This is a genomic window from Gluconacetobacter asukensis, from assembly GCF_014174375.1.
Lineage (GTDB): Bacteria > Pseudomonadota > Alphaproteobacteria > Acetobacterales > Acetobacteraceae > Gluconacetobacter > Gluconacetobacter asukensis.
The window spans coordinates 43,698-58,046 of the sequence record NZ_JABEQE010000003.1; the positions used below are offsets into that span (position 1 = coordinate 43,698).

At 60.0% G+C, this 14,349-nt stretch carries 18 protein-coding genes; 6 read left to right on the top strand and 12 right to left on the bottom strand.

The genetic code is table 11. The annotated features are described in order from the left end of the window. Positions 1–106: 106 nt before the first annotated feature. The 4 genes from HLH35_RS04485 (at position 107) to HLH35_RS04500 (ending at position 2,696) form a co-directional block, all read left to right on the top strand. Entirely contained in the window at positions 107–1,267 is a 1,161-nt protein-coding gene (locus HLH35_RS04485) for a flagellar basal body P-ring protein FlgI (RefSeq protein WP_182978222.1), read from the top strand. A gap of 6 nt (positions 1,268–1,273) precedes the next feature. Continuing rightward, complete coding sequence (locus HLH35_RS04490) at positions 1,274–1,621, top strand: rod-binding protein (RefSeq protein ID WP_182978015.1); 348 nt, start codon at positions 1,274–1,276, stop codon at positions 1,619–1,621. Then, complete coding sequence (locus HLH35_RS04495) at positions 1,618–2,049, top strand: hypothetical protein (RefSeq protein ID WP_182978016.1); 432 nt, start codon at positions 1,618–1,620, stop codon at positions 2,047–2,049. Before HLH35_RS04490 ends, HLH35_RS04495 begins: the two co-directional genes overlap by 4 nt. A gap of 146 nt (positions 2,050–2,195) precedes the next feature. After that, the gene (locus tag HLH35_RS04500; protein WP_182978017.1) at positions 2,196–2,696 is read left to right on the top strand and encodes a hypothetical protein; all 501 of its coding nucleotides are present in this window, start codon (positions 2,196–2,198) and stop codon (positions 2,694–2,696) included. 12 nt (positions 2,697–2,708) lie between these two features. Here HLH35_RS04500 and HLH35_RS19755 read toward each other — a convergent pair whose 3' ends face one another. From HLH35_RS19755 to HLH35_RS04540, 8 genes are all read right to left on the bottom strand, one after another. Then, positions 2,709–3,452: a DUF6468 domain-containing protein gene (locus HLH35_RS19755; RefSeq protein ID WP_220790543.1), complete on the bottom strand. Its 744-nt coding sequence runs from the start codon at positions 3,450–3,452 to the stop codon at positions 2,709–2,711. Positions 3,453–3,532: 80 nt separating this feature from the next. Continuing rightward, complete coding sequence (fliM, locus tag HLH35_RS04510) at positions 3,533–4,684, bottom strand: flagellar motor switch protein FliM (RefSeq protein ID WP_182978018.1); 1,152 nt, start codon at positions 4,682–4,684, stop codon at positions 3,533–3,535. A 58-nt stretch (positions 4,685–4,742) separates the two neighbouring features. Then, entirely contained in the window at positions 4,743–5,210 is a 468-nt protein-coding gene (locus HLH35_RS04515) for a flagellar basal body-associated FliL family protein (RefSeq protein WP_246384847.1), read from the bottom strand. A 584-nt stretch (positions 5,211–5,794) separates the two neighbouring features. Beyond that, positions 5,795–7,123, bottom strand: a complete 1,329-nt coding sequence (locus tag HLH35_RS04520) for a flagellar hook protein FlgE (protein WP_182978020.1) — start codon at positions 7,121–7,123, stop codon at positions 5,795–5,797. Positions 7,124–7,511: 388 nt separating this feature from the next. Beyond that, complete coding sequence (locus HLH35_RS04525; RefSeq protein WP_182978021.1) at positions 7,512–8,597, bottom strand: EscU/YscU/HrcU family type III secretion system export apparatus switch protein; 1,086 nt, start codon at positions 8,595–8,597, stop codon at positions 7,512–7,514. A gap of 6 nt (positions 8,598–8,603) precedes the next feature. Continuing rightward, entirely contained in the window at positions 8,604–9,416 is an 813-nt protein-coding gene (locus HLH35_RS04530) for a flagellar biosynthetic protein FliR (protein ID WP_182978022.1), read from the bottom strand. 34 nt (positions 9,417–9,450) lie between these two features. Beyond that, positions 9,451–9,726 carry a flagellar biosynthetic protein FliQ gene (locus HLH35_RS04535; protein WP_182964269.1) on the bottom strand — a complete coding sequence of 92 codons (276 nt, stop codon included), beginning with the start codon at positions 9,724–9,726 and terminating at the stop codon, positions 9,451–9,453. Positions 9,727–9,736: 10 nt separating this feature from the next. Continuing rightward, positions 9,737–10,069, bottom strand: coding sequence for a flagellar hook-basal body complex protein FliE (locus HLH35_RS04540; RefSeq protein WP_182978023.1), 333 nt, complete (start codon positions 10,067–10,069; stop codon positions 9,737–9,739). Between the two features lie 362 nt (positions 10,070–10,431). Between HLH35_RS04540 and HLH35_RS04545 the strand changes: the two genes are divergently transcribed. Further along, a complete protein-coding gene (locus HLH35_RS04545; protein WP_182978024.1) occupies positions 10,432–11,067 on the top strand; it encodes a hypothetical protein in 636 nt (211 codons plus the stop codon). Between the two features lie 143 nt (positions 11,068–11,210). Here HLH35_RS04545 and HLH35_RS20285 read toward each other — a convergent pair whose 3' ends face one another. Then, the gene (locus tag HLH35_RS20285; RefSeq protein WP_182978025.1) at positions 11,211–12,206 is read right to left on the bottom strand and encodes a flagellin N-terminal helical domain-containing protein; all 996 of its coding nucleotides are present in this window, start codon (positions 12,204–12,206) and stop codon (positions 11,211–11,213) included. 229 nt (positions 12,207–12,435) lie between these two features. On the opposite strand from HLH35_RS20285, the gene HLH35_RS04555 reads away from it, so the two are divergent. Continuing rightward, positions 12,436–12,834, top strand: coding sequence for a flagellar biosynthesis regulator FlaF (locus HLH35_RS04555; RefSeq protein WP_182978026.1), 399 nt, complete (start codon positions 12,436–12,438; stop codon positions 12,832–12,834). Positions 12,835–12,904: 70 nt separating this feature from the next. On the opposite strand, the gene HLH35_RS04560 is transcribed toward HLH35_RS04555, so the two are convergent. Genes HLH35_RS04560 through HLH35_RS04570 form a run of 3 tightly spaced genes read right to left on the bottom strand, consistent with a single transcriptional unit; the run spans position 12,905 to position 14,266 of the window. Beyond that, positions 12,905–13,291, bottom strand: a complete 387-nt coding sequence (locus HLH35_RS04560; protein ID WP_182978027.1) for a hypothetical protein — start codon at positions 13,289–13,291, stop codon at positions 12,905–12,907. Positions 13,292–13,319: 28 nt separating this feature from the next. Then, positions 13,320–13,880, bottom strand: coding sequence for a chemotaxis protein CheD (locus HLH35_RS04565; RefSeq protein ID WP_338029292.1), 561 nt, complete (start codon positions 13,878–13,880; stop codon positions 13,320–13,322). Continuing rightward, positions 13,877–14,266, bottom strand: a complete 390-nt coding sequence (locus HLH35_RS04570; RefSeq protein WP_182964275.1) for a response regulator — start codon at positions 14,264–14,266, stop codon at positions 13,877–13,879. Before HLH35_RS04570 ends, HLH35_RS04565 begins: the two co-directional genes overlap by 4 nt. Positions 14,267–14,349 lie beyond the last annotated feature (83 nt).

Genomic DNA, 14,349 nt, shown 5'->3' on the forward strand with positions numbered 1-14,349 from the left:
CTTCGCGGAATGCCATGGGCCGAAGTGCAAAAGGTGACCAGTGTCTATGAGGACTTGCCTCAGGGTGGCCAGCCTCTATCGCAACCATTTCGGTAAAGGCGATGGAATGAGTGCTGCGTTTTTCAGCAGGGAGAGCAGGCGGGCGCCCCGTTTTCGACGGATTGTGGCGTTGGTTTCGACCGCGTTTCTTCTGGCAGGACTGTTCCCGTTTCCATCGGCCAATGCCGCGATGGTCAGGGTAAAGGATATCGTCGATTATGAGGGCGTGCGTGACAACCAGCTTGTCGGCTACGGCCTTGTCGTCGGCCTGCGCGGTACGGGCGATCGTCTGACCAATACGATTTTCACGCGCGAAACGCTGATCAGCATGCTGAACCGACTCGGTGTGAATATTCGTGACCGCGAGGTGCAGCTTCAGACGCATGATGTGGCCGCCGTCATGGTGACTGCGACCCTGCCGCCTTTTTCTCATGGTGGCGGACGGATCGACGTGACAGTCTCCGCCGTCGGTGATGCGCGCGACCTGGCCGGCGGGACGTTGCTGGTTACACCGCTTCAGGCCGCGGACGGCGAGGTTTATGCCGTCGCCCAAGGATCGCTGGTTACGAACGCGTTCGCGGCTGGCGGTGCCGGGGCAGCCATGACGCAGAACATTCCGACCAGTGGCCATATCGCCAATGGCGCGGTAGTTGAACGTGAGGTGCCGGTTAATCTGGGGGCGAGCGGCATCATCCATCTCTCCTTGCATAATTCCAATTTTACGACCGCGAACAGAATTGCCGATGCGATAAACCGCCATATCGGGCGTGGCATGGCGCGGGTTGACGACCCGCGTACCGTCGCCATCGACTTGTCCGGGCGGGGTACGGCGGAAACCCTGTACCGTATCGGCGACCTGAGCATTGAACCCGATACGATGGCCAAGGTTATCGTCGACGAAGCCAGCGGAACGATCGTCATGGGGGACAATGTGCGCATCAGCACGGTCGCGATCGCGCAGGGAAATCTGACGATCCAGGTCACGGAAGCGCCTATTGCATCGCAACCCGGTCCGTTTTCCAACGGAACGACCGCTATCCTGCCGCGAACGCAGATCACCGCGAATACTGATAATTCCCACCGTCTGGGGATATTGCGCGAGGGGCCGACTCTTGCAAGTCTCGTGTCCGGCATGAACGCTCTGGGCATGGGGCCGCGGGATATGATCAGTATCCTTCAGGCAATCAAAGCCGATGGCGCTCTTCAGGCCGATCTTGAAGTAAGGTAGCGAGGCATGAGTGGTGTAGGCAGTGTCGCGTCTTCGCTGTCGGTGATCGGCCGACAGCAGGTGTCGGCTGGGCAGGCGGATTCGACCCAGACGGAGCAGGCCCGCAAAGCAGCCGTTTCGTTTGAAAGCGTGACCATCGGCGAACTGTTGCAACCGATGTTCGATACGGTCGATACCTCTGATGGCTTGTTCGGAGGCGGCGCGGCGGAGAAGCAGTTCCGCTCGCTCCAGGTGCTGGAACTCGGCAAGCAGATCGCCAATAACGGCGGTATTGGCATTGCCGACAGTGTCTATCGCCAGATCCTGGCCATGCAGGAACAGGCTCAGGCCCAGAAGGAAACGAGCCAGTCATGAGCAGCGCCCCGGCCAGAACCGCGGATTCTCTCCTGGCCAGCTTCCAGGCGGTTTGTACCGTTCTCGAGGCTGAAAACGATCTTCTGAAAGCGGGCAAGCTGCAGGAGGTCGTGGACATGCTTCCGGCGAAACAGAGAGAAATGGACACGCTGGAGAGCATTCTCTCGGTCGACGGGGCGGATTCGTTGCTGGCCGATCAGCCGCATGTCCTGATGACGCCGGAAACCGAAGAAGCGGCTGGTCGCTTCGGCGCATTGGTCCGCGCCAACCGGGCATTGCTGAAAAACGCGATCGACGCGCAGAACGTCCTGATCCGGCTGATCGTCGTGGATGCGGCGCAGGACGTAGGCGTCGGTTATGGTGCGTCGGGTCAATATATGCCGAGCACAGGCGCGCAGGCGGCACTGACATTGCGCAGCGATGTCTGACGCAGGTTGTCGTTCATTTTCCCGTGTCGTTGGTATGCGATCGGACGGTATGCCGCATAGAGTGAAGAGCCCTCTTCGGGCCCTGGGGCGTCCAGAAAAATGGGGTTCGAATTGTTCGGCTTCTCGATACCCGGAAAAGAGAATTCATGAATCTACGACGTCATTTCGCGGCCCGGTTGCCTGATATCCGGCAGCATGCACTTCGGGTGGGTGCAGTGGCCGTGGCATCCGCCGGGTTGGTGGGCTGCCTGTCGCCGGCCAAGCCCTATCTGGATACGGGCCGGCGCCTGGCAGATGCCGGCTTCGTTGCGCATAAGGCGGACACCACGGCGCGCTATGCCATGATGAATACGCTTCCGCCCGGTGAACTCACCTATCGACCGTCCTCGGTCGGCCCGGTCTATCTTTATGCCGATCCGATCGGTTGTGGGTGTGTGTATATGGGGTCGGCGACGGCATACAGCTATTATGTGTCGCTGGTCGCTGCAGGGAAGAATAAACGGACATCGCCCTCCGCCGTGTCGGAGATCCCGGCGATGGCGGCTGAAAACAGGCGTGATACGGCTTTGTGGGACTGGAGCGCGTGGTCGCCCAATGCCGACCCCGGCCCCACCCAGCCCCGGCATGTCATTGGCGGATACTGGTAGAAGCGGGGATTCCTACCTGGAGGGCCGGCTGAGAAAGGTGTTCTCAAACCTTTTCAGCTGCTGATTTTTCTGCCGGGCCGAGCCCCTGGTTCTGGCATTCTTCGATCCGTCATTTCCCTTGGTCGGGGCGGGAGTGGCGGTGCGCTGTGCCGATGGTGCGTCCGGGCCCCAATCCCTGGGTGTGTCGCCTTCTTCGCGGGTTGCCTTGAGTGGCACGTCATTGGCCGAAGACAGGGTATTTGTGGGCGCCGTGTCCTGTGGGAGTGAGAGGGCGGATTCGGAGTTGCTTTCCCCTGCGTCCATCGGAGGCATGGTGGCAGCCTCTCGCTGCGTGCCGTCGGCAGCAAGGCCGTTTCGTGCTTCGGCATTCTGCTTCAGCTCAATTTCGGATGCCTTTTCGAGTAGTCGTTCAAGCCTCTTTTCGTGGGAGGAGGCCTTGATCGTTGCTGTCTCAAGGCGATCTGCCGTCGCATCCGCCTTGCCGACCATGGTGTCCAGCTCAGTGCTTGTTACCTTGGCCAGTTCGATCATGCGGCTGAGTGGGCGGCCGCTGACTTCCCCGGCCACGCGCAGTTTCTCCACGCCTTCTTCCGCACTCTTCACGCTGGCTTCGAGCTTTTCGACCAGTCCCATCAGGCTTTCGCGGTCGTGCTTCAGATTGGAGAGAATCCGACTGAGATAAAAGCTGTAGATAATCCCCAGGAGAAGGAAGAACGATAAGACGATCTCGATGATCAGCTGGATCTGAGTCAGCATTTGCCAGATGTCTCCAGTCTGGCCCGGTTGTGAAGCGACGGGCGGATAAAGAAAGAAGGAATTGGGGTTGTCCTGTTCTCTTATTCGCGGGATGCGAGGGGTGGGGTGGTGTGAGGATGCGGACTGTCGGGTGGCACCAGTCGTCGTTCGATTTTCACGGCTGCCTTGCCGTGCAGCTGGCCGAGTCGTCCTTCGAACAAGGAGTTCTGTCCGCATTGCAGCGTGACATGAATCGGGGTGTCGCTTCGGTAGGGAAATGCAATCTGCGTACCGGGGCGCAGATTGAGAACCTGGGAGAGGGAGAGGAGTTTTTCCTCGAACACGGCGGACACTTCAACATCGGTCTCGAGAATCTCGGACATCAGATGGTTTTCCCAGATCGAATCGCGACCGAACCGTTCTCCCATGAATTGCTGAGACAGGCGGTCACGCACCGGCTCCAGGGTTGCATAGGGGATGATGAGGTCCAGGTTGCCGCTCTTATCCTCCATATCGATATGCAGCTTCGTCATCACCACGGCGTTGGATGCTCGTGCGATTGCCGCGAAACGCGAACTGACCTCGAGCCGTTCGAACGTGAGATCGATCGTGCAGACAGGATTGAACGCCACCGAAAGGTCGTTGAGGGTCAACGTGATCAGTTTTTCGATCAGGGAACGTTCGATCGCCGTATGCGGGCGGCCCTCGGTCCCCGCGTGGCCTACGCCGCGGGGGCCGCCCATAAGGATATCGATAATGGAATAGGACAATCCGGAATCGACGACGACAAGGCCATAATTCTCCCACTGGACGGCCTTGAAGACCGCGAACAGGGAGGATGACGGCACGGTGTTCATGTAGTCGCCGAAACACATGGAGCGTGTGCCCTCCATGGTGATTTCGACGTTGTCGTTCGTGAAGCTGCGTAATGTGGACGACAGGAGTCTGACAAACCGGTCCAATGCGATTTCCAGCATCGGCAGGCGTTCATACGCTACGAAGCCGGCCTTGATGACGCGTTCCATGCCGGTTTCTTCCCGGTCGGGAAGTCCGGCGAACGTATTGCCCAGAAGGCTGTCGATTTCAGATTGGTCCAGCATGTGGCTGCTGATCATGCTATCTTCAAACCCCGTGAACGCATCTTCCCGCGCGTCATGGCCCATCCCTGACGCGTGGCTCTGCGCTTCGGGCGGTGCCTCGGCGCTGGCTTCATCGGACTGGTCGGCATCCGGTGTGTCGTTTACGTCCTGCATATTGTCTTCGCCGCGGTTTGAACTGTATTTGGTATAAATATCAAGTATAATGTTCCGATTACTGAATCAGGAATTCGACCAGATACAGATTCGTGACCTGCAAGGGCAACAATTCCGCCCGGAGACGACGCATGATCGCCTCGCGCAGCCGGTATATTCCGTCGCCCCGGATGTCCTGCGGACGTGTCTCGTGCAGGTAAGTCTGAAATATGTCCTGAACATGCGGGATCATGTTCTGGAGCGACGCCTCGTCGCGTGCGCCTGATATTTCGACCTTGGCCGTCAGCTTTACATAGACCGGTCGACCATCGCCATTGTCGAGATTGGAAACGATCGGCGGAATGCCCAGGATGATCGGCGGATGCAGCACCTGATCCGTGCGGGTTGCCACCTCGGTCCGAACCGAATGGAACAGATGGCCCTTCTTCATGAATAGGGTGCCCCCGCCGACAGCGAGAAGAAGAACCACCAGACCGATGAAGAGGAATTTCGTTGTGGAACGCCGGGGGGTCGTTTCCGTAGCCATGGATCGCCGCTTTTCGTCTCGGGAAGAGGGTTCGGGTACGCCGCCGGTTGCAGTCTCGCTCATATGCAGGTGGCTCCCGGGGGGTAGGTAAACGATTTATTGATAGTGTAGCTACTGGAGGGTGCATGCTCAATGGCATGGGTGGGGCGTTTGTGACGATAGAGGGAAGCAGCCGCCATCAATCGGGCCGATAATCGGTCTCGTGTGACGTTTTCATGATATCGCGGGGCGCCTGGGCAGCTTCTCTATCGCGGGCAGGTCGGTATGCGGATCGCTGATCCGTTGTCCGTGCCATCATAGAGCATGGACGAAACGCGCAGGAACGTCTTACGAGGGGGCTGGTGTGGTCGATCTGTATCGGGAGCGGCGTCCGGCCGGAGGTCGAGGCCATGATCGCCCCGGTTCGCGGGCCAGGGGACGCACAGATGTCAGGACTGCATCCGTCCGTCTGCCGGCAAGGGACAGAAACCGGGCGCCCGGTAATCGATTTTTCCGGATCGCAATGCCGGATCAGCGGGCGGCGATTCTGGCAGGTCGCGCCGGCTGGCCTGTGTTTGCCACGAGCCAGCCGCGCGTCAAGCCCGTTACTGCTTCATGGCGATCGTGGTCTGCAGCAGCTGGTCTGCGGTCGTGACGATCTTGGTATTGGCGGAGTAGGCCTCCTGCGCGACGATCAGGGCGGACAGATCGCTGGTCAGATTGGTCGTGGAGGACTCGACATACCCGACCGACAGCGTGCCCGTGCCATTTTCCCCGACATTGCCGATTTTGGCGTTGCCGGATGATGCCGTGGCCGTATAGGCCTGACCGTCGACGGCATTCAGTCCGTCGACGTTGGCGAAATTCGCCATGGCGATCTTGCCCACGAGCTGGGTGTCGCCGTTATCGAAAATGGCCATGATAGAGCCGTCGCTCTGGACCGACACGCCCTCGTAGGTGCCGCTGGTCACGCTATCGCTGGCCAGTGACGGAGTCGCTGTGGGGGTGGTGCCGGTCGTCATGCCGGTTGTGCCGCCGATTGTGCCCAGGTCAAGATTGACGGTCTGCTGCGAGCCATCCTGATACGACACTGTGATCGGAATGTTGGCGGTGGCACCGAACAAAGTCGAGCCGACGGGTGTGGCGCCGTTCGTGATGGAGGCGATGGAGCCGTTGGCATCGAAGGTTACGGTATATGGACCGGCATTGGTCAGCGTAGCGGTGCCAGCGCCCGCAACGGCTGTACTCTGGGCTACCACATTCCAGGTATTGGGGGCGGTATTCGTCCATTGAAGTTGAACGCCGCCCGAATTGTTGGTCGGGTTGGCGCTGTCGTAACTGCCATCGTACACCGTGGCTGCGGCGGTGGTAACCGTGTCGCCTACGGCGGCAGTGGATGACAGCGTCCCGGTTGTCGAAAGGGTGGTGCTCTGCGTGGGACGGAAAGCGACATTCGCGACGTTGAGCTGGGTCAGGTTCGTGTTGAGCGCCCCGCTCGGATCGACCATATAGCCATCAAGATAGTAGCCGCTGGTGTTGACCAGGTAGCCGGTCTTGTTTTCATAAAATTCACCGTTTCGGGTGTAATACTGCGTGTTCTGGAACTGGGTCTGGGCCGCTGTGGACGCGCCGGTTTCCTTGGACACGACATACAGGCCGTTGCCGGAGATCGATGTCGCCAGGCTGTCCGCGCTGCTGGCTGCCGTACCCTGGGTGTCCACATGCTGGATGGTGACGGCGGAGACGGAGTCCGAAATATCGGCCGATGCCGCGTTTCCGACGAGCGAACCGGCAACGAAATCCTGGAATGCCGTCGTGGTGGCCTTGTAGCCGACCGTCTGGCTGTTGGCGATGTTGTTGCTGAGGTTCGTAAATGCGGTCGACTGGGCGTTGATACCGCTGACAGCCGTGGTAAGGGCATTGAAAACTGACATGTGCCGTCCCTGCCTGTGCGCGCAGCTATCTGTTCCGCCCACCGTCAAGCAGGAAAATCATAACCCGATCATGGCCTGGCAGCTCATGACGTCATGCCCGTCAGACCATTTCCGGCGTGACGCGATTTCGGGTCAGTGATCTTACGGACATGGAATGGCGGCTGAAACATTCCCCGCGCGACATCTGTGCCTTGCTGACTATCTCAGTAGCATGCGCGGCGTGAAACGCAAGGACTTCATGTGTCGTTTTTATGCTACGGGTATATGAAAGATGTTACTGAATTGTTTCCGCCGGTGGATTCAGTGGCAACGCGCGTCGATATGATTCCGGGTGACGGACCCGCCGGGAAGGATCCCTATCCGATCATGCGATACGGAGAGGCGGCGATTACTGTCGAGGCACGCGTGAACCCGGTGTCTTGAGTTTCATGACGTAGGCGATGATCGCGGCAACGGGCTGGAAATATTCCGGCGGTATTTCGGAATCCACCGGCAGGGTATAGAGGGCGCGGGCCACGGGCGGGTTGGAGACGATCGGGATCTTTGAATCCTCGGCTGCCTCGCGGATGCGGGCGGCGAGTTCGTCCGCGCCCTTGGCGACGATTTTCGGCGCCGCGTCCGTACCGTTTTCGTAAGACAGCGCCACGGCATAATGGGTCGGGTTGGTGACGATGACGGTGGCCTTCTTCACGGCCTGGAGCATCATCTGCCGGGCGCGCCGCATGCGGATCTGCTTCTGTTTGGCCTTTACCTTGGGGTCGCCATCGTCCTGGCGCACTTCCTCCTTGATCTCCTGATGGCTCATGCGCAGCTTTTGCAGCCGATGGTATCGTGTCCATACTTCGTCGAGGACGGCGATCACGGCCTGGACCGTCAGGACGGTCAGCGTGGCGTACACGAACCATGATACGAGTTCCGAGGTCAGGTGGCGAAGGGTCCAGCGTTCGGCCTCGGGTGCGACGTGCAATGTTCCTTTTGCCACGTCGTAGAGCACTGCGCCGAAGGCGACGAACTTGACCAGGCTTTTCAGCATCTCGATCAGGTTGTTCGTGCTGACCACGCGCCTGATCCCCGACAGGGGAGACAGGCGCCCGATGTCGGGGATGAGGGCCTGGGGGCGGAACAGTAGACCCGTCTGAAGCATGGCGCAGGCGATGACAACCGCCACGCAGACGAGCACCAGGGGCGCCACCAGCAGAATGCCTTCGCGTACAGCCTGCTGGAAGACCAGGAAGAGCGATCCTCCATCTATTGAGATGGTATCGAAATGCTCCATCAGTCCGCGCATGTGCCGGAGAAATGTGCCGCCTGCGGAGGTCGTGGTCGCGGTGAAGACGGTCAGGAACGCGCTCAGGACCAGGAGCATTTGCGTTTCGCGGGATTGCGCGACGTTTCCGTCCGTGCGCGCCTTCTGCAGCCGTTTTCCGGTCGGGGCCTGCGACCGGTCTTCGCTGCTGGATCCTTCTTCTGCCATGGTAACTCAGTGCAGCGACGGTGGGGCGCCTACGCCGGGCAGGGCGACAAGCAGGTCGCTCATCCTTTCCTGCCAGACGCCGGTCATGATCTGGATCAGCATGGCCAGCAGGAGGACGCCACCCAATAATTGGGCCGGCATGGCAATGCCGTAGACCTGGATTGCCGGCATCAGGCGGTTCAGTACCCCCAGCATGGCAGGCCACAAAGTGCCGATCAGGATAAAGGGGGCGGCCAGTTGCAGCGCCAGGACGAATGTCTGCGCCGTGGCGGCGACGATGCTTTTCGTCATGTCGCCGAGCATCGGCATATGGCCCGGGGGAAACAGGTGGTACGAGCCGGTCACCGCAGCCAGGGGGAGGACATAAAGGCCGGTCGAGAGAAAGATGACCGGCGTGAGGGAGGAGGCCATGTGGCTTATGGCCGTGCTGGATGCCCCGAGTTCAGGATCCGGCTGGAGGATGCTGGCCAGGCCTGCGAGGACGGCGATGATCTGCATCGCAATAATCATCGCCATGGAAACGAGCCGGGCCAGCAGCCCGATGAATGCACCGCATAAAAGCTCGCCCGCGATGATGGCCAGCACCATGAACGGGCGATGAAGCGCCGGTCCGGATACGGCTGCCAGATGATCCTGCACCACTGGCAGGATGGTGATGCTGATGACAAGCGCAATTCCCGCCCGGACCACCATGGGGGACGTGGTTTCGCCAAAGCCGGGGGCTGTCATCACCATGGCACTGACCCGGCACAGGGTCAGCAGGAACATGGCGGCCAGTACGGGGATGGAGCCGCCGGGAAAGAACAGATCCCCGGTCATTCCAGAATGGTCGCCGCCAGAGTGCGGCCTGTCTTCACGAACCGCCCACCATGATCATCTGGTCGAAGATGGTCTGCGCATATGTATGGAGCGTGGCATACATGAACGAGCCCGTCAGCATGAGGGCGGCTGTCGCGGCCATGAATTTGGGCACGAAAGACAATGTCGCCTCGTTCACCTGGGTTACGGCCTGAAGTAACGAAACCAGGATGCCCGCGCAGAGGGACGACAGAAGGGAAGGTGCGCCCATCTTGACCGCAACGAGCAGGGTCTGACGAAGTATTTCGTGAACATCGACCGTATGATGCATGTGCGAGGGCTTAGATCGACATCTTCATGACGTCCTGATAGGCCTGCACCATGCGGTCTCGAACCGTGGTGACGGTTTGCAGGGTCAGTTTCGCTTCTTCCACGGAGGTCGCGATATCGGTGAGGCTGCCTTTGCCGGAGAGGCCCTGAGCTGTCATCGTCTCGGCCGTCTTGCCGGTTTGAATCGCGTTTTTGAGCGCGCCGTCCAGAACATTGCCGAAGCTGGACACGCTGTCGGTGGAGAGGTCGTTCTGCGTGTCGTCGGTGGAAGGTTGCAGGGCCTTCTGTGTCTGCCCGTAGGCATTGAGCGCATCGAAGCTGCGTGTGGTGATGTCGCTGATCATCGTGTACGTGCTGCGCCTCTTCTGCCTTGCCGGATATCACTGGCAGGTTATTGCGCCTCATTGCCTAACCTAGTCTCGTCTTGACGGCAAGGGCGGTAGTTTTCACCTTTCATTAAAACACCATGACTGATCGGAACCGCTTTGGACGGGGCGGAACCGCCGGGCGGATTGTTGGGGGAGGGGGTGATCTTCGTGGGAATCGAGGCTTGTCGGATGCTGTGCGGCGGATATGTATCGTGATAGAGGATGTCTTCGCGCGCGCCAGTAATCGTAGGGCGTCGGAGCCGTCGTGGCATGGCGACAAAGGATCGCCAGGCTGCATGTACATGGAGTACGGCGTTGACAGGTGATATAGAGTCGATATGCGACGTTCGGTGAACGGTGCCCGCGCCGGATCCGGCAGGGGATTTCTGGCCTGCGCGACTGCGTTGGTCGCCTTGCTGGGGAGTGGTTGCGGGGCTGCCATGGCCCGGGGCAGCAGCGGTGTCGGCACGACCGCGCATATCGGAGACGACGGCCTCCGCTGTCCGGCGGGGGTGGTCCATATCGCCGAAATCCAGGCGATCACACGACAGAATAATGAAGCGGATCCGAACCTGCCGATCGGCCAGGCCTCGGTGGAGGTCTGCGCGACGGATGCAACCAAATTCACCGATGTCGTGACACGCGGCGCACCCGATGAGGCGGTGACGGGCGGTTCGGTGGGGCAGAAGACGGGCGTCGACGGAACGATACAAATTCGTGGCCGCACCGCGCAGATGGACGCGACCGTCTATGTTCCGCTTGCCGCCGCCGATATCGCACAATGTAGCTCAAGGGATGACGCGCCGCAGCAGGACGGCGCGGCCGGAACATGCAGGCCGCATGGATTCGTGGCGAGCTTTGCCGGCACATGGGTGTTTTCGGCGGGAAAATGGCAGAGCTTTCAGACTGGAACGGATTCTGCCGGTAATCCGATCGTGCTGGCCGTCAGGATCATGAACGGACCTGTGGAATGACGGCCTGATACCGGTCGGAAGCGCGGCCGGAGCTTGTGATACCGTGCCGGCCCTTTTCCCAACAGGCCCGGACAAGGTATAAAAAAAGCCCCCGGCGATTGCCGGGGGCACTGACCATCTTACACCGTGAGCGTAGGACGGGATTACTGGAACATCGACAGGATGTTCTGCGACTGCGAGTTCGCGATGGTCAGCGACTTGATGGCCAGCTGCTGCTTGGTCTGCAGCGAGGTCAGTTTCGCGCTGGCGGCCGCCATGTCGGCGTTGGTCAGCGCGCCGATGCCGTTGCCCAGGTTGTCGGAAATGGTCGTGCCATAAGTGGTCATGTTGGTGATGTTGTTGGAGTTCGCACCCAGCGAGGAGGTGACGAAGGTCATCGCCTTGATGGCGGACTGGACCTGGGCGATCATGTCGGCGACCGCAGAGGTGCCGGTGAAGTTGGTGCCGAGTGTGCCGCCGATCGTTTCGAACACATTGGTGGTCGGAGCGGAGCCCGCCGTGCCGCTGTTGGTCGTCAGACCCAGCGCGTCCGTCAGGTTCGCGCCGGCTGTGCCGGTAACGGTCGTGCCCGTCGTAAACGCAGTTGCGCCCGCGACCGAGGTGCCGCCCATATAAGAGGCAATCGATGCGTTGAAGCCGGAGATGGTCGTGCTGTCGCCCTGCAGACCCGTGACGTAGGTGAGATCGTTGGAGGTGATGCCGAGGCCGTCCGTGGTGCTGCCATTGAGCAGGTTGACGCCGTTGAACGTCGCGTTGCGGGCAATGGTGTCGATCTGTGCGAGATAGGCGGTGATCTGCGTGCCGATCTGGTCCAGGGAAGCCGGGCTGCCCTGGTTGTTGCCCAGCGAGGTCACGGCGGTCTGCACTTCCTGCAGCACGCTGATGATCTGGTTGGCGGCGCTGGCCGTCGAGCTGACGGTCTGGGCGGCGAAGGTCAGGCCGTCATTCACGGCGCTCTGGCCGGACACGTTGCCCTGCATCTGCTGCGCGATACCGAAGGCGGCGGCGTTGTCGGCGGCGCTGGAAACCTTCAGGCCCGTCGAGACGACGTTCTGTGTGCTGCTCAGGCTCTGCTGGACGGCATCCAGCGTCTCGATAGCGATTTTCGAAGAGGCGTTATTGTTAATGGAAAGGCTCACGGCATTTTCTCCATGCTGGCTATCCTGGGATGGACCAGGTCAACGCCAGAAAATCGGGAAATGGCTAAGAGAAGGTTACCAGCGCGACCCCGAAGAGAATTTTCACGTAAAATGTGGTCGGCCAAGGCTGGGAGTTCCCTATTCCGGCGGCCTGGGCGGGATGGCCCTGAACCATGGAATAGGCTAGAATGACCAGCATCGAGTATGACAAATCGCAGATGGTACGACGATGATTCATCCGGCACTTCGTGCTTATCAGACCGTGACGGAATCCGCCCTGACGGGGAGGGAAGCCGAATCCGTCTGTTTCAGAATGCTTATCGATGAACTGGAGGCCGCCAGCCAGACTTCCGATCCGCATGTTCGCAATCGGGTGCTGGAGAGGCATCAACGCCTGTGGTCGATGATCATGAGGGCCAACATTCTGGATAATGGCCTGGCCGTCGAGGACGATCGGAAGCTTTTTGTCAGAATGGCTGATCAGGCACAGAAATATGGCATCAGAGCTATCTTGGATTCCAGCCTGTCTCTGATGCCCCTCATCGAGATTGCGGAAAACGTCCTTGCCGGATTGGAAATGCTTCCGGGAGGAGGAAACGAACAGGGTGCCGGTCCTGCGTCCGCGTGACCCGAAGGCTACCGGCCCAGGGTGGCTTCCGCTCCGGGCTGAGCGCAGCGGTCTTGTGATACGGCGAGATTTAAAAGAGGTCTATTTCACCGGCCATTGTGGACTGATCCGGCGCGTCCTCGCCTTTCAGGACCTGTACGACATCTCCCAGCGTGATTCCTTCATACAGGTGGGCCACGCTGACAGTGTCCGCGATCCCGGTCGGGGCAAGAGACATCAGGTTTCTCAGCACCGTTGCCACGGATGCGACCGTCTGCGTCGCCAGGTCTAATTTTTGCAGGCGATACATTTCCGCGCTGGTCATGGAGGTGTCGCGCATGCATTCCGCGACGACCTGCTGGGCGCCTGCGAGTTCTTCGCCGGCCATGTCCAGGAGACGCATGACCTTGAAGACGGTGTCATGCACTGTGATTTCCAGGTCTGACGGTCCCTGGGTGACGGTAGCACGCATGGTCATCGCGGTGTCTCTCTCCACGCTCTGGTGATCAGAACAGTTCAACGCTGGAGCCGGCCTCGCGTGCCCATCTGCGTTCGGCTTCGGCCTCTTGCCGATTATAAGCTTCTTCCTGACGGACGATGGCCTGGCCATCCTGTATCAGGTTCTGCTGGGCTTTTCCGGATGTCGGCCAGAACCGCACCCGCCTGGCCTGGGTGCCGCCGAGGCTCTGTGCGATGCAGGGGATGCCTTCGTCCGCCAGATATTGCAGGACAAAGATGCTGTTTTCCTGCCCGATGCGGCCCAGGGACGGGACGATGGCCGCGCCTCCGAAGGCCTTGCAGCGCAGGCGGTCGCGTTTGCCGCCTGCCTTCAGGATGCCGTTGATGAGCTTTTCCATGGCATTGACACCGAAACGCATGGCGGTGCCGTCATGCCTCTCGCCCCCGCCGGGCAAGAGAAAATGATTCATGCCGCCAACCTCGGTCACCGGATCGAACATGCACACCGAAATGCAGGACCCCAGGAGGGTCACGAGAAGTGCGGATGGATTGTTCGAAACGATGACTTCGCCTTGTACAACTGTCGTCGGTGTCAGGGGGTAGGTCACGTGATGGGTCCGAACACCTTTTCGAGAACTTCGCGCAGTTTCGCGACCGTGTAGGGCTTGGCGAGAAAATTGTTCACCCCCGCCTTGACTGCTTCCTGAACGAGGTCCCGACTGGCTTCGCCGGTCAGGATGATGAACGCGACCTTCTGCGTCTTGGGATTACCGCGGACCGCGCGCAGCAGCTCAAGCCCGTCCATGACGGGCATGTTGAAGTCCGAGATGACCAGATGCGTCGGATTCTGGCCAAGGTACTCGATGGCTTCCTTGCCATCCTTCCTTTGCGCGACATGGGCGAAACCCAGTTGCAGCAGGCTGTTGGCCAGAATTTGGCGAATGGAAGACTGGTCATCGACAACGAGGACCCTGATCTGTGAAGCCGCGGGCATTTTTCTTCCTCTTTCCCTTTGAGGTCCGGCGAGGCGCGCCGGTATCAGTCGTGGTGCATGGTGAGCGCGCATGGCAGCAATGC

What these genes read in the sequence shown, in the direction of transcription:
- HLH35_RS04485 (WP_182978222.1), top strand. Translation starts at nt 107, where the DNA reads ATGAGTGCTGCGTTTTTCAGCAGGGAGAGCAGGCGGGCGCCCCGTTTT.
- HLH35_RS04490 (WP_182978015.1), top strand. Translation starts at nt 1,274, where the DNA reads ATGAGTGGTGTAGGCAGTGTCGCGTCTTCGCTGTCGGTGATCGGCCGA.
- HLH35_RS04495 (WP_182978016.1), top strand. Translation starts at nt 1,618, where the DNA reads ATGAGCAGCGCCCCGGCCAGAACCGCGGATTCTCTCCTGGCCAGCTTC.
- HLH35_RS04500 (WP_182978017.1), top strand. Translation starts at nt 2,196, where the DNA reads ATGAATCTACGACGTCATTTCGCGGCCCGGTTGCCTGATATCCGGCAG.
- HLH35_RS19755 (WP_220790543.1), bottom strand. Translation starts at nt 3,452, where the DNA reads ATGCTGACTCAGATCCAGCTGATCATCGAGATCGTCTTATCGTTCTTC.
- fliM (WP_182978018.1), bottom strand. Translation starts at nt 4,684, where the DNA reads ATGCAGGACGTAAACGACACACCGGATGCCGACCAGTCCGATGAAGCC.
- HLH35_RS04515 (WP_246384847.1), bottom strand. Translation starts at nt 5,210, where the DNA reads ATGGCTACGGAAACGACCCCCCGGCGTTCCACAACGAAATTCCTCTTC.
- HLH35_RS04520 (WP_182978020.1), bottom strand. Translation starts at nt 7,123, where the DNA reads ATGTCAGTTTTCAATGCCCTTACCACGGCTGTCAGCGGTATCAACGCC.
- HLH35_RS04525 (WP_182978021.1), bottom strand. Translation starts at nt 8,597, where the DNA reads ATGGCAGAAGAAGGATCCAGCAGCGAAGACCGGTCGCAGGCCCCGACC.
- HLH35_RS04530 (WP_182978022.1), bottom strand. Translation starts at nt 9,416, where the DNA reads ATGACCGGGGATCTGTTCTTTCCCGGCGGCTCCATCCCCGTACTGGCC.
- HLH35_RS04535 (WP_182964269.1), bottom strand. Translation starts at nt 9,726, where the DNA reads ATGCATCATACGGTCGATGTTCACGAAATACTTCGTCAGACCCTGCTC.
- HLH35_RS04540 (WP_182978023.1), bottom strand. Translation starts at nt 10,069, where the DNA reads ATGATCAGCGACATCACCACACGCAGCTTCGATGCGCTCAATGCCTAC.
- HLH35_RS04545 (WP_182978024.1), top strand. Translation starts at nt 10,432, where the DNA reads ATGCGACGTTCGGTGAACGGTGCCCGCGCCGGATCCGGCAGGGGATTT.
- HLH35_RS04555 (WP_182978026.1), top strand. Translation starts at nt 12,436, where the DNA reads ATGATTCATCCGGCACTTCGTGCTTATCAGACCGTGACGGAATCCGCC.
- HLH35_RS04560 (WP_182978027.1), bottom strand. Translation starts at nt 13,291, where the DNA reads ATGACCATGCGTGCTACCGTCACCCAGGGACCGTCAGACCTGGAAATC.
- HLH35_RS04570 (WP_182964275.1), bottom strand. Translation starts at nt 14,266, where the DNA reads ATGCCCGCGGCTTCACAGATCAGGGTCCTCGTTGTCGATGACCAGTCT.